This window comes from Pseudomonas sp. IT-P260 (assembly GCF_949768395.1).
Lineage (GTDB): Bacteria > Pseudomonadota > Gammaproteobacteria > Pseudomonadales > Pseudomonadaceae > Aquipseudomonas > Aquipseudomonas parakoreensis.
This window is the reverse complement of the sequence record NZ_CATKPO010000022.1, coordinates 57,815-80,592: the sequence shown is the minus strand read 5'-3', so window position 1 is coordinate 80,592 and position 22,778 is coordinate 57,815. Positions and strand designations below refer to the sequence as shown.

18 protein-coding genes and 1 pseudogene are annotated in these 22,778 nt (G+C 62.0%); 7 read left to right on the top strand and 12 right to left on the bottom strand.

All coding sequences use genetic code 11. The features are described 5' to 3' along the window. Positions 1–11: 11 nt before the first annotated feature. The 11 genes and pseudogenes from purD to gcbA form a co-directional block, all read right to left on the bottom strand. Positions 12–1,307 (bottom strand): phosphoribosylamine--glycine ligase, encoded by a 1,296-nt coding sequence (gene purD, locus ACM6HV_RS11190; protein ID WP_047291052.1) that lies wholly within the window; start codon positions 1,305–1,307, stop codon positions 12–14. Between the two features lie 147 nt (positions 1,308–1,454). After that, entirely contained in the window at positions 1,455–3,062 is a 1,608-nt protein-coding gene (gene purH, locus ACM6HV_RS11185) for a bifunctional phosphoribosylaminoimidazolecarboxamide formyltransferase/IMP cyclohydrolase (RefSeq protein WP_041068154.1), read from the bottom strand. Positions 3,063–3,144: 82 nt separating this feature from the next. Further along, positions 3,145–3,465, bottom strand: coding sequence for a DNA-binding transcriptional regulator Fis (gene fis, locus ACM6HV_RS11180; RefSeq protein ID WP_003221275.1), 321 nt, complete (start codon positions 3,463–3,465; stop codon positions 3,145–3,147). Continuing rightward, positions 3,462–4,472, bottom strand: coding sequence for a tRNA dihydrouridine synthase DusB (gene dusB, locus ACM6HV_RS11175; protein ID WP_007961945.1), 1,011 nt, complete (start codon positions 4,470–4,472; stop codon positions 3,462–3,464). Before dusB ends, fis begins: the two co-directional genes overlap by 4 nt. Before the next feature lie 185 nt (positions 4,473–4,657). Further along, positions 4,658–5,950, bottom strand: coding sequence for a DUF3426 domain-containing protein (locus ACM6HV_RS11170; RefSeq protein WP_414904207.1), 1,293 nt, complete (start codon positions 5,948–5,950; stop codon positions 4,658–4,660). 30 nt (positions 5,951–5,980) lie between these two features. Next, complete coding sequence (gene prmA / locus ACM6HV_RS11165) at positions 5,981–6,859, bottom strand: 50S ribosomal protein L11 methyltransferase (RefSeq protein ID WP_145596239.1); 879 nt, start codon at positions 6,857–6,859, stop codon at positions 5,981–5,983. 237 nt (positions 6,860–7,096) lie between these two features. Next, complete coding sequence (gene accC / locus ACM6HV_RS11160; protein WP_041068145.1) at positions 7,097–8,455, bottom strand: acetyl-CoA carboxylase biotin carboxylase subunit; 1,359 nt, start codon at positions 8,453–8,455, stop codon at positions 7,097–7,099. 17 nt (positions 8,456–8,472) lie between these two features. After that, entirely contained in the window at positions 8,473–8,937 is a 465-nt protein-coding gene (accB, locus tag ACM6HV_RS11155) for an acetyl-CoA carboxylase biotin carboxyl carrier protein (protein WP_024164417.1), read from the bottom strand. A 48-nt stretch (positions 8,938–8,985) separates the two neighbouring features. Further along, positions 8,986–9,438, bottom strand: coding sequence for a type II 3-dehydroquinate dehydratase (gene aroQ, locus ACM6HV_RS11150; protein ID WP_007914604.1), 453 nt, complete (start codon positions 9,436–9,438; stop codon positions 8,986–8,988). A gap of 262 nt (positions 9,439–9,700) precedes the next feature. Beyond that, positions 9,701–10,207: pseudogene (locus ACM6HV_RS11145) on the bottom strand (methyl-accepting chemotaxis protein); the annotation flags it as partial. 1,491 nt (positions 10,208–11,698) lie between these two features. After that, on the bottom strand, positions 11,699–13,369 hold the full coding sequence (gene gcbA / locus ACM6HV_RS11140; RefSeq protein WP_198758537.1) for a diguanylate cyclase GcbA: 1,671 nt from the start codon (positions 13,367–13,369) through the stop codon (positions 11,699–11,701). 427 nt (positions 13,370–13,796) lie between these two features. Between gcbA and ACM6HV_RS11135 the strand changes: the two genes are divergently transcribed. The 7 genes from ACM6HV_RS11135 (at position 13,797) to ACM6HV_RS11105 (ending at position 21,365) form a co-directional block, all read left to right on the top strand. After that, positions 13,797–14,864 carry a DUF2333 family protein gene (locus ACM6HV_RS11135; RefSeq protein ID WP_007963034.1) on the top strand — a complete coding sequence of 356 codons (1,068 nt, stop codon included), beginning with the start codon at positions 13,797–13,799 and terminating at the stop codon, positions 14,862–14,864. A gap of 3 nt (positions 14,865–14,867) precedes the next feature. Continuing rightward, positions 14,868–15,425: an NUDIX hydrolase gene (locus ACM6HV_RS11130; RefSeq protein ID WP_047291057.1), complete on the top strand. Its 558-nt coding sequence runs from the start codon at positions 14,868–14,870 to the stop codon at positions 15,423–15,425. Positions 15,426–15,613: 188 nt separating this feature from the next. Beyond that, on the top strand, positions 15,614–15,985 hold the full coding sequence (locus ACM6HV_RS11125; protein ID WP_041068080.1) for a translation initiation factor Sui1: 372 nt from the start codon (positions 15,614–15,616) through the stop codon (positions 15,983–15,985). 218 nt (positions 15,986–16,203) lie between these two features. Beyond that, positions 16,204–18,117: an arginine decarboxylase gene (gene speA / locus ACM6HV_RS11120; protein ID WP_007963030.1), complete on the top strand. Its 1,914-nt coding sequence runs from the start codon at positions 16,204–16,206 to the stop codon at positions 18,115–18,117. Between the two features lie 231 nt (positions 18,118–18,348). Further along, a complete protein-coding gene (locus ACM6HV_RS11115; RefSeq protein WP_414904206.1) occupies positions 18,349–19,686 on the top strand; it encodes a type VI secretion system Vgr family protein in 1,338 nt (445 codons plus the stop codon). After that, positions 19,683–20,477, top strand: a complete 795-nt coding sequence (locus ACM6HV_RS11110; protein ID WP_414904205.1) for a DUF4123 domain-containing protein — start codon at positions 19,683–19,685, stop codon at positions 20,475–20,477. Before ACM6HV_RS11115 ends, ACM6HV_RS11110 begins: the two co-directional genes overlap by 4 nt. Before the next feature lie 12 nt (positions 20,478–20,489). Continuing rightward, complete coding sequence (locus tag ACM6HV_RS11105; protein ID WP_414904204.1) at positions 20,490–21,365, top strand: alpha/beta hydrolase; 876 nt, start codon at positions 20,490–20,492, stop codon at positions 21,363–21,365. Here ACM6HV_RS11105 and ACM6HV_RS11100 read toward each other — a convergent pair. Next, positions 21,359–22,708: an MATE family efflux transporter gene (locus tag ACM6HV_RS11100; RefSeq protein ID WP_414904203.1), complete on the bottom strand. Its 1,350-nt coding sequence runs from the start codon at positions 22,706–22,708 to the stop codon at positions 21,359–21,361. The two genes, ACM6HV_RS11105 and ACM6HV_RS11100, sit on opposite strands and share 7 nt — an antisense overlap. Between the last annotated feature and the right edge of the window lie 70 nt (positions 22,709–22,778).

The window sequence follows — 22,778 nt, the reverse complement described above, 5'->3', positions numbered from 1 at the left end:
TGAAGGACAGCTTATTCCTGGGTTTCGCCACGTTCACGGGCAATGGCGCGGTAGCCAATGTCCTTGCGGTAGAAGCAACCTTCCCAGTCGATGGCGGCGGCCAGCTTGTAGGCTTGCTGCTGCGCTTCGCTGACGCTGGCGCCCATGGCGGTGGCGCAGAGTACGCGACCACCGGCCGTCACCACGTTGCCATCCTTGAGCGCCGTACCGGCGTGGAAGACTTTGCCTTCCAGGCTTGCGGCTGCGTCCAGACCGTTGATCGCTGCACCCTTGGCGTAGTCGCCCGGGTAGCCGCCGGCGGCCAGCACGATGCCGACGCTCGGACGTGGATCCCACTGCGCTTCAACCTTGTCCAGCGCCTGCGCCAGCGCGGCTTCGACCAGCAGCACCAGGCTCGACTGCAGGCGCAGCATCACCGGTTGGGTCTCCGGGTCACCGAAGCGGCAGTTGAACTCGATGACTTTCGGGTTGCCGGCCTTGTCGATCATCAGACCGGCGTACAGGAAGCCGGTGTAGACGTTGCCTTCTTCGGCCATGCCGCGCACGGTCGGCCAGATCACCTGGTCCATCACGCGCTGGTGCACATCGGCGGTGACCACCGGGGCCGGGGAGTAGGCACCCATGCCGCCGGTGTTCGGGCCGCTGTCGCCGTCGCCAACACGTTTGTGGTCCTGGCTGGTGGCCATCGGCAGGACATTCTTGCCATCGACCATGACGATGAACGAGGCTTCTTCGCCGTCGAGGAATTCTTCGATCACCACGCGCGAACCGGCGTCGCCGAACGCATTGCCGGCGAGCATGTCGCGCACGGCGTCTTCGGCTTCGGCCAGGGTCATGGCCACGATCACGCCTTTACCGGCGGCCAGGCCATCGGCCTTGATCACGATCGGTGCGCCTTTTTCCCGCAGATAAGCCAGGGCCGGTTCGATCTCGGTGAAATTCTGGTAGTCGGCGGTCGGAATCTTGTGCCGGGCGAGGAAATCCTTGGTGAAGGCTTTCGAGCCTTCCAGCTGTGCAGCGCCGGCGGTCGGGCCGAAGCAGTCCAGGCCACGGGAGCGGAACAGATCGACCACGCCAGCGACCAGCGGTACTTCCGGGCCGACGATGGTCAGGGAAACGTTTTTCTCGGCGAAGTCGGCCAGTTGTTCAAGGGCCAGCACGTCGATGGCGACGTTTTCGCACTTGGCTTCAATTGCGGTGCCGGCATTGCCCGGCGCGACGAAAACCTTCTGCACACGCGGATCCTGAGCCACTTTCCAGGCCAGGGCGTGTTCACGGCCACCGCTGCCAATGATCAAAACATTCATTTCAAAAACCTCAAAATTCTGTCAGGCGCTGCTGGAGCGCTTTATGTGGGAGCGAGCCTGCTCGCGAAAGCGGTGTGTCAGTCAACGTCAACGTCGCTGGCAGATTGCATTCGCGAGCAGGCTCGCTCCCACATTTGAATCGGTGTATCAGTGACGGAAGTGGCGCATGCCGGTGAAGACCATGGCGATGCCTGCTTCGTCAGCAGCAGCAATCACTTCAGCGTCACGCATCGAGCCGCCAGGCTGGATCACTGCCGTGATGCCCACCTTGGCCGCATTGTCCAGACCGTCGCGGAACGGGAAGAACGCGTCCGAGGCCATCACCGAACCGGCCACTTGCAGACCGGCGTGCTCAGCCTTGATCGCGGCGATACGCGCGGAGTTTACGCGGCTCATCTGGCCAGCGCCGACACCGATGGTCTGACGGTTCTTGGCGTAGACGATGGCGTTGGACTTGACGTACTTGGCGACTTTCCAGGCGAAGATCAGGTCGTGGATTTCCTGTTCGGTCGGTGCACGCTTGGTCACCACTTTCAGGTCGTCGGCGCCGATCATGCCGATGTCGCGGCTCTGCACCAGCAGGCCACCGTTGACGCGCTTGTAGTCCCAGGCCGGAGCGCGGTCCGCCGACCACTCGCCGCAGGCCAGCAGACGCACGTTGGCTTTGGCGGCGACGATGGCGCGGGCTTCTGCGCTGACGCTTGGGGCAATGATCACTTCCACGAACTGACGCTCGACGATCGCCTTGGCGGTCTCGGCATCCAGCTCACGGTTGAAGGCGATGATGCCGCCGAAGGCCGACTCGGTGTCGGTGGCGTAGGCCAGTTCGTAGGCCTGACGGATACCGCCCTCGGCGTCCGGGCTCACGGCCACGCCGCACGGGTTGGCGTGCTTGACGATCACGCAGGCCGGCTTGACGAAGCTCTTCACGCATTCCAGCGCGGCGTCGGTGTCGGCCACGTTGTTGTACGACAGCTCTTTGCCTTGCAGTTGGGTCGCGGTGGCGATACCGACTTCGGCAGGCTTGGCTTCCACGTAGAACGCCGCGCTCTGGTGCGGGTTCTCGCCGTAGCGCATTTCCTGAGCCTTGATGAACTGGCTGTTGAAGGTGCGCGGAAACTCGCTGCGGCCTTCGGTGCTCAGGGTTTCGGCAGCCTGATTCACGGTGCCCATGTAGTTGGCGATCATGCCGTCGTAGGCGGCGGTGTGTTCGAAGGCCTTGAGCATCAGGTCGAAACGCTGAGCGTAGGTCAGGCCGCCGGCCTTGAGGTTTTGCAGAACGTTGGCGTAATCGCTGGCATTCACCACGATCGCCACGTCTTTATGGTTTTTCGCCGCCGAACGGACCATGGTCGGGCCGCCGATGTCGATGTTCTCGATAGCGGTCGGCAAGTCGCAGCCTGGCTTGCTGATGGTGGCTTCGAACGGGTACAGGTTGACCGCAACCAGGTCGATCGGCTTGATGCCGTGCTCACTCATGATCGCGTCGTCGATACCGCGACGACCGAGGATCCCGCCGTGGATTTTCGGGTGCAGGGTTTTCACCCGGCCGTCCATCATTTCCGCGAAACCGGTGTAATCCGCGACTTCCACTGCAGCAACACCGTTGTCGCGCAGCAGCTTGAACGTCCCGCCGGTGGAGAGGATCTCGACGCCGAGGGCTTCAAGCTCCCTGGCGAATTCGAGGATCCCGGTCTTGTCGGAAACGCTGATCAAGGCGCGGCGGATCGGCAGGCGGGTAGTCTGGTCGGTCATCTCAATTTCCATCAAAAGCAAAGGAAGTCAGCAAAAAAGGCGACCGGTTTTACGCGGGCGCCTTTCTGGTTTGATTGAATGCTTACAGCAGATCGTACTGCTTGAGTTTCTTGCGCAGTGTGCCGCGGTTGAGTCCCAGCAGCTCACTGGCCTTGGTCTGGTTGCCCTTGACGTAGTTCATCACGCTTTCGAGCAGGGGAGCCTCGACTTCGGAGAGCACCAGGTTGTACACATCCGTGACGGACGCGCCCTCAAGGTGGGCGAAATAATTGTGCAGCGCCTTCTCGACACTCCCGCGAAGGGTCTGACCTTCTTCGCTTGGGGTATTGAGGTGCTGTTTCAAATTCACGTTGTCGCTCACGGGTGCTGTTCCACTCACTAAAGTCTCGGTCATCATCGTCATGCGGCCACCCCTTCTTCGTCCCCTGTCAGGCTCTTGTAACGCTCGGCGAAGAACTCCCGAACGTTGGCGCATTGTGTTTCCGTACCATCCAAACGATTGAAGTGGGCGCGAAACTCCCTGGCGCCCGGCAAGGTTGCGAGATACCAGCCCACATGCTTGCGGGCAATGCGCACGCCCATCACATCCCCATAGAAGGCGTGAAGGGCGGCCAGATGCTCCAGCAGGATGCGTTCCACTTCGCTCAGCTCCGGCGCCGGCAATTTCTCGCCGGTACGCAGGAAGTGTTCGATCTCGCGAAAAATCCATGGCCGCCCCTGGGCAGCCCGGCCTATCAGCAGGCCATCGGCACCGGTCGCGTCAAGCACGTAACGGGCCTTTTCCGGCGAATCGATATCGCCATTGGCAAACACCGGAATCGACACCGCCTGCTTGATCGCGGCAATCGTGTCGTACTCGGCTTCGCCGGTGTACAGATCGGCGCGCGTGCGGCCATGCACGGCCAGCGCGGTGATCCCGGCCTGCTCGGCGATCTTCGCCACGGTCAGGCCGTTCTTGTTGTCGCGATCCCATCCGGTGCGGATCTTCAGGGTCACCGGCACATCTACTGCAGCGACGACGGCCTGCAGGATCTCGGTAACCAGTGCTTCATCCTTCAACAACGCGGAGCCGGCGGCCTTGTTGCAGACCTTCTTTGCCGGGCAACCCATGTTGATATCAATAATCTGTGCGCCCAGTTCGACGTTGGCCCTGGCCGCATCCGCGAGCATCTGCGCGTCGCCACCGGCAATCTGTACCGAGCGTGGCTCGGGATCGCCTTCGTGGATCATGCGCATGCGCGACTTGCGGGTGTTCCACAGGCTCATGTCACTGGTGACCATTTCCGAGACTACAAGCCCTGCGCCCAAACGCTTGCACAGCTGACGAAAGGGCTGGTCGGTGACGCCCGCCATCGGGGCGAGAATCAAACCGTTCTGCAATGTATATGGGCCGATGCGTACCGCCGACATAGGACTTCCCTGAAGTGGGGCCGGATCATGAGAGTTCGAAAAAGGGTTGGCATGATACCCGCTCTCGATGACTGGATAAAGGCTGAATTGAACAAAATCTGAACAGTTATTCTGTTATTACCAGCGGTTTGGTGGCCGTGGGGGAAGTCAGAAAACTGCCGTCAAACCTGAAGCGATGAAGCGATTCACTCGGGGGAGTGGAAACTCAGGCTGTAATTCACCGCTTTGGGGCCTGGATCGAGGATATCCAGCGCGATGTGGATCGGCGTCTGTGGCGGCATTTCCGCCATGCCCTCAAGGTCGCCGTTGAGGTATTCGCCGGGTTTGAAGCGACGACTGGCAATCAGATGACCGTTGAGATCGGCGAAGCGCAACTCCAGCAGCGGGAACGGCTGGGAGAACGTCGCACGGTTATAAATGATCGCGTCGACCACCAGCGCTCCACTGAATTGCGGATGGCTGCGCACCACCAGATTGCTGCTTTTGATTTTGCCGATGTCGACCTTGGACGGCACCGTGCAGCCGATCTGCGGACAGAACTGCTGGAACCACGGGCGGTACTGATCCTGGCGCGCCAGCTCATCGAAGTGATAGGCGATGTACTGACCGGCGAGTCCAGCAGCGGCGAGCAGCACCAGCAAACTCCAGAGCAGGCGCCGGCCCCAGGGCGAGCGGCGTTTCTGCCAGTCCAGTTGCAGCGGGTCGTCGGTCAGGTCCTGCAGCACTTCGGCGCGTACGCCGGGTTCGGCACGTTCACGTTTTTTGCGCAGTGGTTCGACCGATGGCAACTCGTCATCGTCCGGTTCGACGCTGGCCGACAGGCGTTCGCGGCGGGCATTCGGATCGATCGGGTCATGCAGGCGCAGTTGCGGGATCGGCGGCTCGTCGTCCAGATCCACCGGCTCCAGCGACAACGAAGGCTCGGTGCGCGCGGTTTTCAGCGGTTCGGCTTCGACGATCTCGGGTTCGATTTCATCTTCGGGCTCGGGCAGGCGTTCATCGTCGCGTGCGCTGAACAGGCTGTCGCGCCACACCGTTTCATCGGCTTCAGGGCTGTCGCGGCGGGCGCTCAGGGACTCTTCGCGCTGACGACCGAATTCGGTGGTCGGCTGGATTTCCCGTTGTTCGAGGCGGGCCAGTTCTTCGTCCAGATCGAGGCTGTCCAGGTCCAGCTCGCTGGCGCTCCATTGCTTTTGGCTGATGGCGCGCGGCGCGGGCGGTTCGTCATTGACGGGCGCTTCGACCACTGGCGGCGGTTCGCTGACCACAGGCTGAGACGGTGCTGGCTGGACAATGGTCGGCGCCACCGGCGTAACCGCTTCCTTGCCGGCGTGTTGTTCCAGCAGCTGTTTGGCGGCATTGAACACTTGCAGGCAGGAGCCACAGCGAACCACCCCGCGGGCCACGCTCAACTGAGCATGGCTGACGCGGAAGCTGGTTTGGCAATGCGGGCACTGGGTGACGAAGCTGTCGGTCATGCGGCGATCCGGTTTATGCAGGCGGCCATTCTAGCGCCGACGGCCGGTGATGCGCACCCAGCCATCACGATTGGCGATCGGGTCCAGATCGAAGTCCTGCGCATAGGCTGCAGCGACCTCTTCGCCTTGTTCGGCGAGGATCCCGGACAACGCCAGACGCCCGCCGGACTTGACCAGGCCGGACAGCTGCGGCGCCAGCGAAACCAGCGGGCCGGCCAGAATGTTGGCCACCAGCACGTCGGCTTTGACCTGCGGCAGATCTTCCGGCAGGTACAGCGGGAACAGCTCGTCGGCAATCTTGTTGCGCCCGGCGTTGTCGCGCGAGGCTTCCAGCGCCTGCACGTCGATGTCGGTGCCGACCGCTTCTTTGGCGCCGAGCAGCAGGGCGGCGATCGCCAGAATCCCCGAGCCGCAGCCGAAGTCCAGCACGTTGCAGTCTTTCAGGTCCTGACCGTCGAGCCATTCCAGGCACAGCGCGGTAGTCGGATGGGTGCCGGTGCCGAATGCCAGGCCCGGATCCAGCAGCAAATTGACCGCGTCAGGCTCGGGCGCGGCGTGCCAGCTCGGCACGATCCACAGGCGCTGGCCGAAACGCATTGGCTGGAAACCGTCCATCCAGCTGCGTTCCCAATCCTGGTCTTCGATGACTTCGCTGTGATGCTCGGGCAGCGGGCTGCCGGTCAGCAGTTCCAGATGCGCCAGCACCGGCGCAGGCTCGGTGCCGCCCTCGAACAGAGCCAGCAGATGTGTGTGCGCCCACAGCGGGGTGGTGTTGAGTTCCGGCTCGAAGATCGGCTGATCTTCGGCGTCCATGAAGGTCACCGAAACGGCGCCCACTTCAAGGAAAGCGTCTTCGTAGGTTTCGGCTTGTTCCGGGCTGATGGCGAGACGTACTTGCAGCCAAGGCATGGCGGGCACCTTTGAAAAAATATGATTGCAGCCTAGCGGCCAGCGAGAAGCGCGCAAGTTTACGCGAGCGCGCCAAAGAAGACGAACTTGGTTGAAAAGCAAAGATCGCAGCCTTCGGCAGCTCCTACATTTCGAATGCATTCTCCTGTAGGAGCTGCCGAAGGCTGCGATCTTTTGACTTTGCTCCAGAAACAACAAAGCCGCCCGAAGGCGGCCTTGTCTGGTGCGGGCTGAAGCTTAGTGCTTGTCGCCAGCCAGCTTGTGCTCGAGGTAGTGAATGTTCACGCCCCCTTTGCAGAAGCCTTCGTCGCGGGTCAGATCACGGTGCAGCGGGATGTTGGTCTTGATCCCGTCCACCACGATCTCGTCCAGGGCATTGCGCATGCGCGCCATGGCTTCGTCGCGGGTGGCGCCGTAAGTGATCAGCTTGCCGATCAGCGAGTCGTAGTTCGGCGGAACCGCATAACCGCTGTACAGGTGCGAATCGACGCGAACGCCGTTGCCGCCCGGGGCGTGGAAATGCTTGACCGTGCCCGGGCTCGGCATGAAGGTTTTCGGGTCTTCAGCGTTGATCCGGCACTCCAGCGAGTGACCGCGGATCACCACGTCATCCTGAGTGAACGACAGCTTGTTCCCAGCGGCGATGCTGAGCATCTCCTTGACGATGTCGATACCGGTGACCATTTCCGAAACCGGGTGCTCCACCTGAACACGGGTGTTCATTTCGATGAAGTAGAAACGACCGTTCTCGTACAGGAACTCGAACGTGCCGGCGCCACGGTAGCCGATGTCGATGCACGCCTTGACGCAGCGCGCCAGCACTTCCTGGCGCGCCTGCTCGTCGATGCCCGGTGCCGGCGCTTCTTCGAGAACCTTCTGGTGACGGCGTTGCAGCGAGCAATCGCGGTCGCCCAGATGGATGGCGTGACCCTGGCCGTCGGACAGCACTTGCACTTCGACGTGACGCGGGTTGGTCAGGAATTTTTCCAGATAGACCATCGGGTTGCCGAACGCCGCGCCAGCTTCGGAGCGGGTCAGTTTCGCCGAGGCGATCAGGTCTTCTTCCTTGTGCACCACACGCATGCCGCGACCACCACCGCCGCCAGCGGCTTTGATGATCACCGGATAGCCGACTTCGCGACCGATGCGCAGCGCCGTTTCTTCGTCTTCCGGCAGCGGGCCGTCGGAACCTGGAACGGTCGGCACGCCGGCTTCGATCATCGCGTGCTTGGCCGATACCTTGTCGCCCATCAGGCGAATGGTCTCGGCTTTCGGGCCGATGAAGGCGAAGCCGGAGTTCTCGACCTGTTCGGCGAAATCGGCGTTTTCCGCGAGGAAACCGTAGCCTGGGTGAATGGCGGTGGCGCCAGTCACTTCAGCGGCAGCGATGATGGCCGGGATGTGCAGGTAGGACTGAGCGGCAGACGCCGGGCCGATGCAGACGGATTCGTCTGCCAGACCCAGGTGCATCAGCTCTTTGTCGGCCTTGGAGTAAACGGCGACGGTCTTGATGCCCATCTCTTTGCAGGCACGCAGAATCCGCAGGGCGATCTCACCGCGGTTAGCGATCAGAACTTTTTCCAACTTCGCAGTCATCAAAGGCTCTCCGCAGTTCAAACGATGGTGAACAGCGGTTGGTCGTACTCAACCGGCTGGCCGTCTTCGACGAGGATGGATTCAATCACACCGCTGGTTTCAGCTTCGATGTGGTTCATCATCTTCATGGCTTCGACGATGCACAGGGTGTCGCCTTTCTTCACGGTCTGGCCGACTTCAACGAAGGCTGGCGAGGTTGGCGAAGATTTGCGGTAGAAGGTGCCTACCATTGGCGAGCGGGCCACGGTGCCGTTCAGTGCAGGAGCAGCAGCGGCAGCCGGAGCGGCAGCAGCCACTGGAGCAGCAGCGGCGGCAGGTGCAGCGGCCGGAGCCTGCATCGGCGCCGGAGCGTAGTACTGCTGAGCCGGAGTCTTGCTGTGACGGCTGATGCGTACGGACTCTTCGCCTTCCTTGATCTCGAGCTCGTCGATGCCGGACTCTTCCAGCAATTCGATCAGTTTCTTAACTTTACGGATATCCATGAATCATCAACTCCCAAGGGTCGGTCAGGGGCGTTTAACGCTTGTGGTTCAAGTCGTTGCCTGTGTTTCAAGCTGCTCTAGTGCGGCCTCCAGGGCCAGTCGGTAACCGCTGGCGCCAAGGCCGCAGATCACTCCCACCGCGACATCGGAGAAGTAAGAGTGATGGCGGAAAGGTTCGCGCTTGTGCACGTTGGACAAATGCACTTCGATGAATGGGATGCTCACTCCCAGCAGCGCGTCACGTAATGCGACACTTGTGTGCGTAAAAGCTGCTGGATTGATCAGTATGAAATCCACACCTTCGCCGCGAGCGGCGTGGATGCGATCGATCAATTCGTACTCGGCGTTGCTTTGCAGATACAGCAGATGATGGCCGGCTTCACGGGCGCGGCGCTCCAGATCCTGATTGATCTGCGCCAGGGTCGTTGAACCGTAAGTGCCGGGTTCGCGGGTGCCGAGCAGGTTCAGGTTGGGGCCGTGCAGCACCAGTAGCGTTGCCATCTGCGTGTTCCTTGTTATGAATGAGCAGTCGTCAGAACCCGGCGACTATGCCGCAAAGGCTTTGTGACTGTCCAGTTCTCTGCAATAGCCAGCACGATGACCGATGTTTACGCGAAATTTGTGACTGAGTGATTTGATCCGGTCACTTCGGTCAAGCCGTGCAGGAGCTGCCGCAGGCTGCGATCTTTTGATCTTGGTCTTTAAAAGCAAGATCAAAAGATCGCAGCCTCGTTTCACTCGACAGCTCCTACAGTGAGCGTGATCAGACGCGGAAGGCTTGTACGGCGGTATGCAGTTGCCCGCCCAATAGCAGCAGGTTCTCGCCTTGTTCTCGACCTTCGCCGATGCGCAGCAGGTTATCGCCGCCCAATTGATGAATCCGCTCGCTGTGATCACGGATTTCGCTGACCGCGCCGCTCTGCTGAGCGGTGATCTCGGCGATGCGGATCGCCGTGTCGGAAATGGTCTGGATCGCGCCGACGATTTTATCCAGCGCGCCGTCCGCTGCTTGTGCCTGGTTGGCCGTGGCTTCGGCGTGTTCGACCTGCGCGCGCATGCCTTCGACCGATTGTCGGGCGGCGGCTTGCAGGCCGGCGATCAGCGTCTGGATTTCCGCCGTCGCACCGGCCGTGCGTTGTGCCAGTGAGCGCACTTCCTCGGCCACCACAGCAAAGCCGCGGCCCATTTCCCCGGCCCGCGCCGCTTCGATGGCCGCGTTCAGGGCCAGCAGGTTGGTCTGGTCGGCGATCGAACGGATCACCGTCAGCACGCCACCGATGGTCGCCGATTCTTCGGCCAGGTGCTCGATCATCTGTGCATTGCCCTGCACCTCGCCGACGAGCGCATGCAGGCCGGTGAGGCTTTGGCCGATCACGGTTTGCCCGTGCTCCACGGCCAGTCCGGCATGGCGACTGGCATCGGCAGCCTGCCGTGCATCGCCGGCGACCTGCTGAATCGTCGCTTCCAGCTCACCCAGTGAATCGCGGATCAGCGCGGTGTCGCCGGCCTGATGCTCGGCACCGGAGTGCAGGTTGTTGCTCAGTTCGGCCAGGGTGCGGCTGCTGTCGGCGACCTGTTCGGCGTTACCGCGAATCGTCCCGACCAGATCCACCAGATACGCGCGCAGGCGGTTCAGCGACGCTTCGATGTCATGCAGTTCGCGGTTGGTCTTGCCCAGTTGTATGTCGCGACTGAAATCGCCTTCGGCCCAGGTCGACAGTGCCGGAGCAAGGTTGGTCAGGGTGCGGGCCAGACGTCGCTGCAAGGTGTCGATCAGCAGTGCGATCAGCAGAATCAGGCCGATCATCACGCCCTGCATCAGGCGTACTTCGCCCTGGATCTGTCCGTGCTGGGCGCGCACCACCGGCTCAAGTCCAGCGATCGCCTGTTGCACGGCGGCGATTTTCAGGTGGGTCGCGGTGCTCAGTTCGGTGCGTTTCTGGATCTGCTCGCGGGTGCGTGCCAGCTCCGCCGGGTAGCGGCCGAGCAGGCTGTTCAGTTCACGCTTGAGGCCGATGCCGGCGTCTTCGGCGGCGGATTTTTCGGTGCTTTCGATGCCCATCATCGCGGCGAAATCATCACTGCCGGATTCATTCCTGGCGACCACGCCGAGCAGGGGCAGGGCATCGATGGCCTGAGCCTGGGCGCGGATGTTGTCGACTTCGCGCTCGACGTCGGCCGCCAGTTCACTGCGGCCGCTGCTGACCAGTTTGTCGCGGGCCAGCGACAGCTTGCCCAAGTGCTGCGAAGCGACGAGCAGCGGCGTCAGGTACGTCGCGTTGCCATTGGCGTAGGTGCTGAGTTGATCGAGGCTGGCGCTCAGTTCGCGTTCGGCTTGCAGCAGCAGTGCCTGCGGATCACCGGCCAGTTTGCCGGCGGCGAGCAGGTCGGTTTTGCTGAATGCTTCCAGGCTCGACAGGCTCGGGCGCAGGGTCTCGGCCAGCGTCGGCGGCAGTTCACCGAGCTCCTTCTGCAAGCCATCGATGGCCTGGCTGGCACTGCTCAGGCGCAGGGCATCGCCGCTGGCGAGGTAGTCCTCGACATTGCGCGCCACGTCATTCTGAAATTGCTGCGACAGGCCGAGGTAGCGCTCCATCAACAGATACGGACGCTCCAGGGCTTTTTGCGACCACCACAGCGTCGCGCCGAGGGCCACGCAGACGGCGACCAGCAGCAGGGTGTTGAGATTGGTGAGCAACTTCAGGCGCATGACGGCTACCAACGGCAGAAATGGTAAGCGCCTGAATTTATTGCGGTTCTGTTACAGGGTTATGACCGAATCGGTGGATTCCGATGAAAAGGTGGCACTTTGCTTTGAGTCGCGCGCAGTCTGCACCCGATTGCGTCCGGCGCCCTTGGCGCGGTACAGCGCTTCGTCGGCCTGGCTGGCCATCATCAGGCTGTCGGAGTCTTCGTGCATTTCCACCACGCCGGCGCTGAAGGTGCACCACAAATCCTGCGGCTGCGCCGGATAGTGGATTTCGGCAAAGCGCTGGCGGATCTCGTCGAGCACTTTGTGCGCGGCTTCTATATCAGTGTCGGGCATGACGATGGCGAATTCTTCGCCGCCGTAACGGCCGATGAAGTCGGTCTTGCGCAAGCGTTGCTTGAGGAACAGCGCCAGGCTTTTGATCACTCGGTCGCCCATCGGGTGACCGTGGCTGTCGTTGACCCGTTTGAAGTGGTCGATGTCGAGCATTGCAAAGCTCAGCGGCTTGTTCTCGCGCCGGGCGCGGAACGAGCAGTCTTCGAGCAATTGCAGGATGTGCGTGTGGTTGTACAGGCCGGTGAGGCTGTCGCGGACCATGCGTGCCTTGAGATTGCGCGCACGGGCGGCGCGGTTGCGCACCGTCGTAATCAGATGTCGCGGCTTGATCGGCTTGGTCAGGAAGTCGTCGCCCCCCTCGCTCATCGCGTCGAGCTGCTTGTCCAGATCGTCCTCGGCGGACAAATAGATGATCGGCACGCTGACGTAACGGTCGTTGTGGCGAATCACCTTGGCCAGTTCGGTGCCGGTGCAGGCCGGCATGTACATGTCGAGGATGATCAGGTCCGGCTGGAAGTCCGCCAGTTCGGCCATCGCCTGGATCGGTTCGATCAGGGTGCGCGTGACGATTCCAGCGCTGTTGAGCAGGCGTTCGGTGTGCAAGGCCTGGGCGCGAGAGTCGTCGATGATCAGCACTTTATAAGGTTCGTACTGGGCGACGCAGGTCAGGACTTCGATCTTTTCCAGCAGGCTCGACGCTTCGAGGGTGCCGGTGAGAAATTCCTGGCCGCCGGCGCGGACGGCAGCGAGGCGGGTCGGGGTGTCGGTTTCATGCAGGCTGAAGAACAGCAGCGGCAGTGGTTCTTCCAGACCTGTCTGGGCTTCGGCGGCCAGTTGCAAGCCGACACCAGCGCCGCTGAAGTCCACGTCCATGACGATTGCCGCCGGCAAGCGCTCGACCATCGAGGAGCGAAATGCGGCGACACTGTCCAGCGCCTGTGCGGTCAGTCCGAAGAATTCCAGCTGCTTGGCCAGGCGTTCGGCGCGGTCGTGATCCTGCAGCATCACGTAGATCGGTTTGCGCAGCGGCGGCAGGAAGGTCTGGTCGAGTTGATCGCCATGGCGCAGGCCAGTGCGCGACAGGCGTTGCATCAAGCGATTGAGGTCAGTAATCAGGCCACTGCTCAGGCGGCCGCGATTGGCATCCACCGCTTCCAGCGACTGGCCGATATGCCGCGCGAGTTGCGTGTGCTCGGGCTGCTCGAAGCGCTCGGCAAAACGCAGCAGGCGCAAGTTCGCTTCGCTCAGTTCGGCGAGGTCGGCAGTGGACCACTCACTGCGTTGCAGGCGCTGCCATATCTCAAGAATCTGACGTGCCTGATGAATTACCCGCTGGGCAAAGTGGTGCTTGAGGCGCTCACGGCTGGGGTCTTCTGGCTCGGTCATATCCTGACTACTAGTTAGGGCGCATGCTGAGATCGACTGGTGGCTCTATGCTAGCACCTCTTTTCCCTTATATGAGTGTCGTGCGTCAATAATCTGCGGTGCTGCACAATTCAGTTTCTGACCAGTTGGTGCTGGATTCGACCCGTTCGTCGATGAAGTCCCCTGAAACCGGGCGCGTCGGGCTGCTTGGTCAGCGAAAAAATCTTTGGGAACACCGCTATGGTGCAGATTTGGATTGATCCTTGACGACGGCGTGCCGACTTTTAGCGTGGACGATGCATCAGGGAAACCCTTAGAAAGTTCGCAGCTTGAGGTCGCGCTCTCCGTGGATTTTCTGCTTCTCTTCGATGGCGGGTGCCCGGCCTTGGCACGTTGTTGTATGGTTGTGGTCGAACCGTTGAACCCAAGTGATTGAAAGGATATCGCCATGCTGGACTGGAAGAACCGCGCGGGCAGCGCGCCTGAACGTGCCGCTGAACCGAAGTCGGCCACCCGCAGCTACGTGGGCGGGCTGCTGTTCAGCCGCGCGCTGGCCACGCTGATCGGCATTTATCTGCTGGTCACCATTGGCCTGGGCTGGTACTGGAGCCAGGAGCCCGCGCTGTTCCCGGTGGCACAAAATGCCCAGGCTGCTGCCGAGAAAGAAGGCAAGCAAATGGTGGTCGGCTACACCACGGTCGAAACCCTCAAGACCGTTGCCGGCACTCTGCTGAACAAGCCGGGTGGCTACATTTCCAACGACCGCTTCCCGCCAGGCCTGTGGATGGACAACACGCCGAGCTGGGAATACGGCGTGCTGGTGCAGGTGCGTGACCTGACCCGGGCCCTGCGCAAAGACTTCGCCCGTTCGCAGTCGCAGTCGGCCGAGGACGCCGATCTGGCCAAGGCCGAACCGCGTTTCAACTTCGACAACAAGAGCTGGATCCTGCCGTCGAGCGAATCGGAATATCAGGAAGGCATCAACTCCCTGAGCCGTTATCAGGCGCGTCTGTCTGATCCAACGCAGAAAAACGCCTTGTTCTACGCCCGCGCCGACAACCTGAACAACTGGCTGGGCGATGTCGGCACTCGCCTGGGTTCGCTGTCGCAACGTCTGTCGGCCAGTGTTGGCCGGGTGAAGCTCAACACCGCACTGAAAACCGAAGTGCCAGCGGTGGGCGAAGTGCCGCAGGTTGACGAAGAAGTGGTCGAGACTCCGTGGATGCAGATCGACAACGTGTTCTATGAAGCACGCGGTCAGGCCTGGGCGCTGTCGCACCTGCTGCGCGCCATCGAAGTCGATTTCGCCGATGTCCTGGCGAAGAAGAACGCCACGGTCAGCGTGCGCCAGATCATTCGTGAGCTGGAAGCCTCGCAGGAGCCGGTCTGGAGCCCGATGATTCTCAACGGCAGCGGCTTCGGCGTGCTGGCCAACCACTCGCTGGTCATGGCCAACTACATCTCCCGGGCCAACGCCGCCGTGATCGATCTGCGTCAACTGCTCAATCAGGGCTGAGTCATGGACGAGAGCGCCAAAGAGGCGGCCCATCGCGCCGCCTCCGATGCTGAACAGATCGCCTGGGTCGACGAGCAGGACAACCTGCTCGGCGCCCTGGTGCGGGCCGATCTGCGTGAGCGTGGGCTGATCGGTCGCGGCACTTACATCATGCTGTTCAACAGTGCCGGTGAGCTTTGCGTGCATCGGCGCACCTTGAGCAAGGCGATCTATCCCGGTTACTGGGACGTGGCGGCCGGCGGCATGGTCCAGGCCGATGAGACCTACGCCGAATCGGCGGCCCGCGAGCTGGAAGAGGAATTGGGGGTGAGCGGGGTGGAACTGACGGCCCACGATCATTTCTTCTTCGAGGACACCGGCAATCGCCTGTGGTGCTCGGCGTTTTCCGCGGTGTGGGACGGCCCGCTGAAGCTGCAGCCGGAAGAAGTGCTGGAAGCACGCTTCATTCCGGTCGAACAGGTGCTGCTGGAAATCGAGCAAAAGCCTTACTGTCCGGACTCTCTGGCCGCGTTGAAGCGCTATCTGAAGGCGCAGCAAAGCGACGTCGCAAAGAACACATAAATTGGCGCCGATTGGCTCTTAGCAATTGCGCTTTTTGCCGTTACACTGCGCGACCTTTTCAAGCTGCACCGACCTGCTTTTGTTCAAGCGTACGGTGCAGTAGCGCTGCCCCTGCCTGAGTGGGGCTTCGCGGTCGATGACCTTGCCCAAGGTCGCGATCAGTCTTTGTCCTCCCAAGAGGATTGCCGGTGGCCAAAAAAGCCGCATCCTTCGCCGCCCTGGGCGGCCTGGTATTTTCCACCGACGCAGGTCGTCATTGCCCGGAATGCAGCAAACCGGTGGACGCCTGTATCTGCAAACAAACCGTAATCCCGGCCGGGGACGGCATTGCCCGCGTGCGTCGCGAGAGCAAGGGCCGTGGCGGCAAGACGGTGACCACCATCACCGGCGTGCCACTGGCCGAAGACGCCCTCAAGGAGCTGGCGACAACGTTGAAGAAACGTTGCGGCACCGGTGGGGCGTTGAAGGACGGGGTCATCGAAATCCAGGGCGATCATGTCGAGCTACTCTTGGCAGAGCTGATCAAGCACGGTTTCAAAGCGAAGAAGTCCGGCGGCTAGCAGCCTCTGTGAAAACCACCCGCGGCTTGATCCGGCACTGAAGCAGTTCAGATCCGGCGTCGTCTCCATGGTTTTCACAGAGCCTGTTCATACCGGTTTCTAAACTACACGCGGTCAGCGCGGTCTACCGCCGCGCTGACGAACCGTCATTTTCATTCTTTAGACTGCGCCGGCCTGCGATCAGGCGACGCACTATGACTTCTTTATAGGGGACTTCGATGTCCGTACGACGCACACGCAAAGACGATGGCAGCCAATGGACAGTTGCGGACAGCCGCAGTGTTTACGGGATTCGCCATTGGGGGGCCGGGTATTTCGCGATCAATGACGCCGGTCGCGTCGAAGTTCGTCCGAACGGCCCGAGCAGTTCGCCTATCGACCTGTTCGAACAAGTCGACCAACTGCGCAAGAGCGGCTTGTCCCTGCCGTTGCTGGTACGTTTCCCCGACATCCTGCAAGACCGCGTCCGTCAGCTGACCGGTGCTTTCGACTCGAACATCGAGCGCCTGGAATACCAGAGCAAGTACACCGCGCTGTACCCGATCAAGGTCAACCAGCAGGAAGCGGTGATCGAGAACATCATTGCCACCCAGAACGTTTCCATCGGTCTGGAAGCCGGCTCCAAGCCTGAGCTGCTGGCGGTGCTGGCGCTGGCGCCGAAGGGCGGCACCATCGTCTGCAACGGTTACAAGGACCGCGAGTTCATCCGTCTGGCGCTGATGGGCCAGAAACTCGGCCACAACGTGTTCATCGTGATCGAGAAAGAATCCGAAGTCGGCCTGGTGATCGAAGAAGCGGCCTCGCTCAAGGTCAAGCCACAGGTCGGCCTGCGCGTGCGCCTGTCGTCGCTGGCGTCCTCGAAGTGGGCGGACACCGGTGGCGAGAAATCCAAGTTCGGTCTGTCGGCGGCGCAACTGCTGTCGGTGGTCGAGCGTTTCCGCGCCGCGGGCCTGGATCAGGGCATTCGCCTGCTGCACTTCCACATGGGTTCGCAGATCGCCAACCTGGCTGACTACCAGCACGGTTTCAAGGAAGCCATCCGTTACTACGGCGAGCTGCGCAACCTTGGCCTGCCGGTCGATCACATCGATGTCGGCGGCGGTCTGGGTGTCGACTACGACGGTACCCACTCGCGCAATGCCAGTTCGATCAACTACGACATGGACGATTACGCCGGTGTCGTGGTCGGCATGCTCAAGGAATTCTGCGACGCGCAGAGCCTGCCGCATCCGCACATCTTCTCCGAAAGCGGCCGCTCGCTGACCGCACACCACGCGATGCTGGTGGTGCAAGTGACCGACGTCGAGAAGCACAACGACGACGTGCCACAGATCGAAAACAAGGAAGCACTGCCGGAAACCGTGCAGTGGCTGGTTGACCTGCTCGGCCCGACCGACATCGAAATGGTCACCGAGACCTACTGGCGCGCGACGCACTACATGAGCGACGTGGCTTCGCAGTACGCCGACGGCAAACTGACCCTGGCTGAAAAAGCCCTGGCCGAGCAGTGCTACTTCGCGGTGTGCCGTCGCCTGCATAACTCGTTGAAAGCCCGTCAGCGTTCGCACCGTCAGGTGCTCGACGAACTCAACGACAAGCTGGCCGACAAGTACATCTGCAACTTCTCGGTGTTCCAGAGCCTGCCGGACACTTGGGCGATTGATCAGGTGCTGCCGATCATCCCGCTGCATCGTCTGGACGAAGAGCCGTTGCGTCGTGCCGTGCTGCAAGACCTGACGTGCGACTCCGACGGCAAAATCAACCAGTACGTCGACGAGCAGAGCATCGAGACCAGCCTGCCGGTACACGGTCTGAACGAAGGTGAAGACTATCTGCTGGGGGTGTTCCTGGTCGGCGCCTATCAGGAAATTCTCGGCGACATGCACAACCTGTTCGGTGACACCGACTCGGTGAACATCTATCAGAACGCCGATGGCAGCGTGTACCACGCCGGTATCGAGACCCACGACACCATCGAAGACATGCTGCGCTACGTGCACTTGTCGCCGGAAGAACTGATGACCCACTACCGTGACAAGTGCGCCAGTGCCCGCATCAGTGCCAGCGAACGCACGCAGTTCCTCGATGCCTTGCGTCTGGGTCTGACCCGCTCCTCCTACCTGTCTTCCTGAGACAGATGCTGTTGCACCGGGTTGTCTGAAATTTCCACGAAAGCGGTGGAAAATTCGGATGACCCGGTGGGACATCTCCCAAATTTCCCGCGAAATAACTGCCTGCCACAGCCGGTGAAGTGATCCCGTCTGCTTTTCGCGTAGGTCATTTCCTAAGTTGTACTTCAGCTCTCTACTCGGCCATGTCTCTCGGCGAGAATCCCCGGCCGCCCCTCCTGTAGAGATCCGCCCATGTTCGAATCAGTCAACGAGCCGTCGTTTCGTCTCGATGTAACGGGGCTGCCCGACCCCTTCGAGGTGCTGGCCTTTACCGGCAGTGAGGGCATCAGCGAACCTTTTGCGTTTGACATCGACCTGTTGATCGATGACCCGCAACTGGACCTGGCCGGTCTGCTGTACCGCTCGGCATTCCTGCATTTCGGCCCCAGGCACAATGGCCTGAGCGGGCAATTGCAGAGCGTCGTGCAGCATGAGCACGAGGCGGGGGTGCGGTTGTGCCGAGTGACGCTGGGACCGAAGTTGAGTTGTCTGGCGCTGCGTTTCAGTCAGCGCATTTTCAGCAGCCAGTGTGTGCCGCAGATCCTCGCACAGGTCCTCAAGGAGCACGGTATCGCTGGCGCGCAACGGCGTTTTGATTTGCACGGCGAATACCCGGTACGCACGTTTTGCACCCAATACCGCGAGTCGGACCTGCAGTTCGTGCAGCGGCTGTGCGCGCAGGCGCGAATTCACTACTACTTCGAGCATCGGCCTGACGGGCACTGCCTGGTCTTCGTTGATGATCCCGCAAGGTTTCCGCTGGCTGACGGGGCATCTGTGGATGATGACGCGAACTCGCCGAGCGTCCGGCGCTGGCAGATGCAAGTGGATGCCAGCGATGTGCAGGAGCGTTTGGCTCGGCCCGGCAAAGCCCACGGCCATAGTGATCTGCCAACCTTGCGCAGTGCGCGGTGGCTGGCACTGAGCGAACATCCGTTTGCCGAGTGCAACCGCCGCTGGCTGCTGAACCGGATCGAGCATCGTGCTGATCCGGCCAGCGAACCGCCGTACAGCAACCGGATTCTTGCCTCGGCCCAGGCGCCTCTTGCCCCGCCGACGAGCCCTGCCACACCACCGCGCATGCACAGTCTGCAACGGGCCTGGGTGGTGAGCGTCGCAGAGCCCCAACCTGACGAATGGCGGTCGGTAGCGGTGCAGTTTGACTGGCTCTATCAGGGGGAAGGCGCTGCTGCCAGCCACTGCTGGCTGCCCCTTTCTGCGGCGTTGAGCGAGACGTCGCCGGCAGCGTTGGACGAGGGCGTCGAGGTGGTGGTGAGTTTTCTTGAGGGCGATCCGGACCAGCCGGTGATCAGTGGTGTGTTGCAGGAACCGACCCTGATCGAAGACTACCAGGAGCCTCCGGTGCTGCCGGACGTTCTGCCGAGCGCAGGTCTGGCGCGGTGGTTGATGTCCGCCGAACCGCTGTTGCTGTTGTGTCTGGTGCCCGGCGGTGGCAGTTATAACCACTGCACGGCGGCAATCTGCAGTTGCCGGCTGGTCGCGTCGCTGGGACAGGGCGGCGCCACTTGAGCGGCGCGCCATTCACCCCGCAGACACAGTGGCTGCTGCTCGATGGCGCCGATGCGCAGCAGGCGCTGACGACGTTGCGTCAGGGGTTCGCCGCAGTCCATTGCACGCGGCTGTTCGAGGGCACCGAATTTCAGGCGGTAAGCGAACTCGGGCCGCTGCTGGTCGACCTGCACGAGTGCCCGGCACTGGCGGCGCTGTGTCACCGTGATCCGCAGACCTGGCGTGGTCTGCTGATCGCGAGCGATGCCTCGTGGCAGGTTCTTCTGAGTCACTTGCGACGGATGCTGACCGTCTCGTTCGGGCTCAATCATCGCGCCTTGCTCGGTTACTACAACCGGCAGACGGCCAGTTACTTCTTCGATGCCTGTGATGCCGCCGACCTGAGCCGCTGGCTCGGGCCGATCCAACTGCTGCGCTGGTTCGGTGGTACCTGGGCTGACCTCGCCATTGGCAGTGAGGGCTGGCAGCAACTGCGCAATCCGCAATGGGTGGTCGAGCCGCTGAGCGTCGACGAAAGCCTGACCCGGCGCCAGCGCGAACGCTTGCAAAACTGTCTGCTGGAACAACACATCTGGCGCTGGTGCCAATCCATGGGAACCGACTACGCACGGATGGCCTCCCATGTGCAGGAGGGCCTGAGCCTGGGTTTCAGCGACCGCACGGTGCTGGATGGCTGGTTATGGCTACGCTTGCAGCATCCCCGGGCGCAACTGCCGGACGTGCCGGACGGGCTGAGCCAGCAGGCACGGCTCGACCATGTGCGGCGGCACTGGCAGAACGATCAATCTTGAGGTGTGGCACCCATGACAAACCCGCTGTGGCAACGGTTTGGTTCAATCCTCGGCGGGTGCCTGCTGCTGATGCTGTCGGGGTGTTCGCCGGTCAAGGTGCTCAATGCGCTGACACCCGATGACACGTTCCAGCGAACGGCGGGCATTGCCTATGGCGACGATCCGCGACAGAAACTCGACGTCTACGTGCCACGCCAGCCACTGGAGGGCGCGCCGGTGGTGGTGTTTTTCTACGGTGGCAGCTGGAACAGCGGTGATCGCGGCGATTACGCCTTTGTCGGCGAGGCGCTTGCGTCGCGGGGGATCGTCGCGGTGCTGGCGGACTATCGGCTGTACCCGCAAGTGCGCTATCCGCTGTTTCTTGAAGACTCGGCACGGGCAGTGGCCTGGACCCGGGCGCATATCCGCGAGTTCTCCGGCAACCCGCAACGCCTGTTCCTGATGGGCCACAGTTCCGGGGCCTACAATGCGGCGATGCTGGCGCTCGACCCTGCGCTGCTCGGTGCGGTGGGCATGTCGTCGAAAGACCTCAGCGGCTGGATTGGCCTGGCCGGGCCGTACGATTTTCTGCCGATCAAGAATGCCGATGTGCGCCCAGTATTCTTCTGGCCTGACTCACCGCCGCAATCGCAGCCGATCAACCATGTCCGGCAGGGCGAGCCTCCGGCGCTGCTGATCGCTGCGACCAAAGATAATCTGGTCAACCCGACGCGCAACACCGCCGGCCTCGCGCGCAAACTGCGCGAGGCCGGTGTGCCGGTGCAGGATCTGTACTATTCGCGCCCCAGTCATGTGACGCTGGTGGCGAGCCTGTCGCGGCCGCTTCGGCGCCTGGCGCCGGTGCTTGAGCAGGTCGTCGCGTTCGTCAAACATACGCCGGTTCAGTGAGCGGCACCGCTGAACCAGCCGTCATCGCGGCGCAGCCACAGGGCAAATACGCCGAGCGTCAGGCTGCGCAAGACCATGAACAGCAGGAATGTTATCCACAGCCCGTGATTGCCCAAGCCTTGTAGCGCCCAGGCAAACGGCAGCAGCAGGGCGACGGTCAGCAGCATGCCATTGCGCATTTCCCGGGCGCGGGTGGCGCCGATGAACAGGCCGTCGAGCAAATAGCTCCAGACCGCAATCAGCGGCAACACCGCCAGATACGGCAGATAGATGAACGCGGTGTCGCGCACGCTCTGGATATCGGTCTGCATTTCGATGAACAAATGCCCGGCCAGCAGAAACAGCGCGGCAAATCCGAGGCTGGCCAACAACGACCAGCCGCCGGCCACCACCAATGAGCGGCGCAGGGCGAGGCGATCGCGGGCGCCGATCGCGTGCCCGCACAAGGCTTCGACCGCATGCGCCAGACCGTCCAGCGCATGGGCGGTCAGCAGCAGGCCGTTGAGCAGCAGGGCATTGGCCGCCACCGTGGCATCGCCCAAACGCGCGCCTTGCACGGTGATCAGGAAGAACACCGATTGCAGCGCCAGGCTGCGGATGAAAATGTCGCGGTTGACCGCCAGCAACGGGCGCCAGCTCTGCCACACTTTCAGCGCTGCCCAGGCGATGCGCCCGGGATAGGCGCGCAAGGCGTCACGGGTCAGCCACAGGCCAAGCAGGGCACCGCTCCACTCGGCAATCACCGAAGCCCGGGCCGAGCCGACCACGCCCCATTCCAGGCCAATCACGAACCACAGGTTCAAAGCGATGTTGATCAGGTTGGTGCTCAGCAGAATCGCCAGCGGCGCCCGGGCGTTCTGAGTGCCGAGGAACCAGCCGACCAGGGCGTAACTGGCCAGCGCTGCGGGCAGCCCGAATAACCGGGTGTGGAAGAATTCGCGGGTCAGTTGATCAAGCTCCGCCGACGGCTGCATGAAGTGCAGGGCCACGCCGCTCAACGGCACGCCGAGCGTGCCGAGCACGATTGCCAGTCCCAGCGCCAGCAGCAAACCCTGCAACAGAATCTGCCGCAACGCCGCGCCATCGCTGCGCCCGGCGGCTTGGGCGGCAAACCCGGTGGTGCCCATGCGCAGAAAGCCCATGGCCCAGGCGAGAAAGGTGTAGAGGCTGGCGCCGACCGCCACTGCGCCCAACTGATGGGCGTGGGGCAGGTGGCCGATGACGGTGCTGTCGACCAGCGCCACCAGCGGTACGGAAATATTCGAAAGAATCATCGGCGCGGCGAGCGCCCAGACCTTGCGGTGAGTCAGACGGTCGCGCCAGTCGGCAATCAGGTTGGACATGCGGGCTCCTTGGGGGAGCGGGGATTGTAGCGACTCATGCGGCCTGCGATACAAACCAATGTGGGAGCGA

Bases quoted from the DNA above. Each gene is read 5' to 3' on its own strand.
- accB (WP_024164417.1), bottom strand. From the start codon at position 8,937: ATGGATATCCGTAAAGTTAAGAAACTGATCGAATTGCTGGAAGAGTCC.
- ACM6HV_RS11170 (WP_414904207.1), bottom strand. From the start codon at position 5,950: ATGACCGACAGCTTCGTCACCCAGTGCCCGCATTGCCAAACCAGCTTC.
- accC (WP_041068145.1), bottom strand. From the start codon at position 8,455: ATGACTGCGAAGTTGGAAAAAGTTCTGATCGCTAACCGCGGTGAGATC.
- ACM6HV_RS11130 (WP_047291057.1), top strand. From the start codon at position 14,868: ATGGACGAGAGCGCCAAAGAGGCGGCCCATCGCGCCGCCTCCGATGCT.
- ACM6HV_RS11105 (WP_414904204.1), top strand. From the start codon at position 20,490: ATGACAAACCCGCTGTGGCAACGGTTTGGTTCAATCCTCGGCGGGTGC.
- ACM6HV_RS11115 (WP_414904206.1), top strand. From the start codon at position 18,349: ATGTTCGAATCAGTCAACGAGCCGTCGTTTCGTCTCGATGTAACGGGG.
- speA (WP_007963030.1), top strand. From the start codon at position 16,204: ATGTCCGTACGACGCACACGCAAAGACGATGGCAGCCAATGGACAGTT.
- ACM6HV_RS11135 (WP_007963034.1), top strand. From the start codon at position 13,797: ATGCTGGACTGGAAGAACCGCGCGGGCAGCGCGCCTGAACGTGCCGCT.
- gcbA (WP_198758537.1), bottom strand. From the start codon at position 13,369: ATGACCGAGCCAGAAGACCCCAGCCGTGAGCGCCTCAAGCACCACTTT.
- ACM6HV_RS11100 (WP_414904203.1), bottom strand. From the start codon at position 22,708: ATGTCCAACCTGATTGCCGACTGGCGCGACCGTCTGACTCACCGCAAG.
- purH (WP_041068154.1), bottom strand. From the start codon at position 3,062: ATGACCGACCAGACTACCCGCCTGCCGATCCGCCGCGCCTTGATCAGC.
- prmA (WP_145596239.1), bottom strand. From the start codon at position 6,859: ATGCCTTGGCTGCAAGTACGTCTCGCCATCAGCCCGGAACAAGCCGAA.
- purD (WP_047291052.1), bottom strand. From the start codon at position 1,307: ATGAATGTTTTGATCATTGGCAGCGGTGGCCGTGAACACGCCCTGGCC.
- aroQ (WP_007914604.1), bottom strand. From the start codon at position 9,438: ATGGCAACGCTACTGGTGCTGCACGGCCCCAACCTGAACCTGCTCGGC.
- fis (WP_003221275.1), bottom strand. From the start codon at position 3,465: ATGACGATGATGACCGAGACTTTAGTGAGTGGAACAGCACCCGTGAGC.
- dusB (WP_007961945.1), bottom strand. From the start codon at position 4,472: ATGTCGGCGGTACGCATCGGCCCATATACATTGCAGAACGGTTTGATT.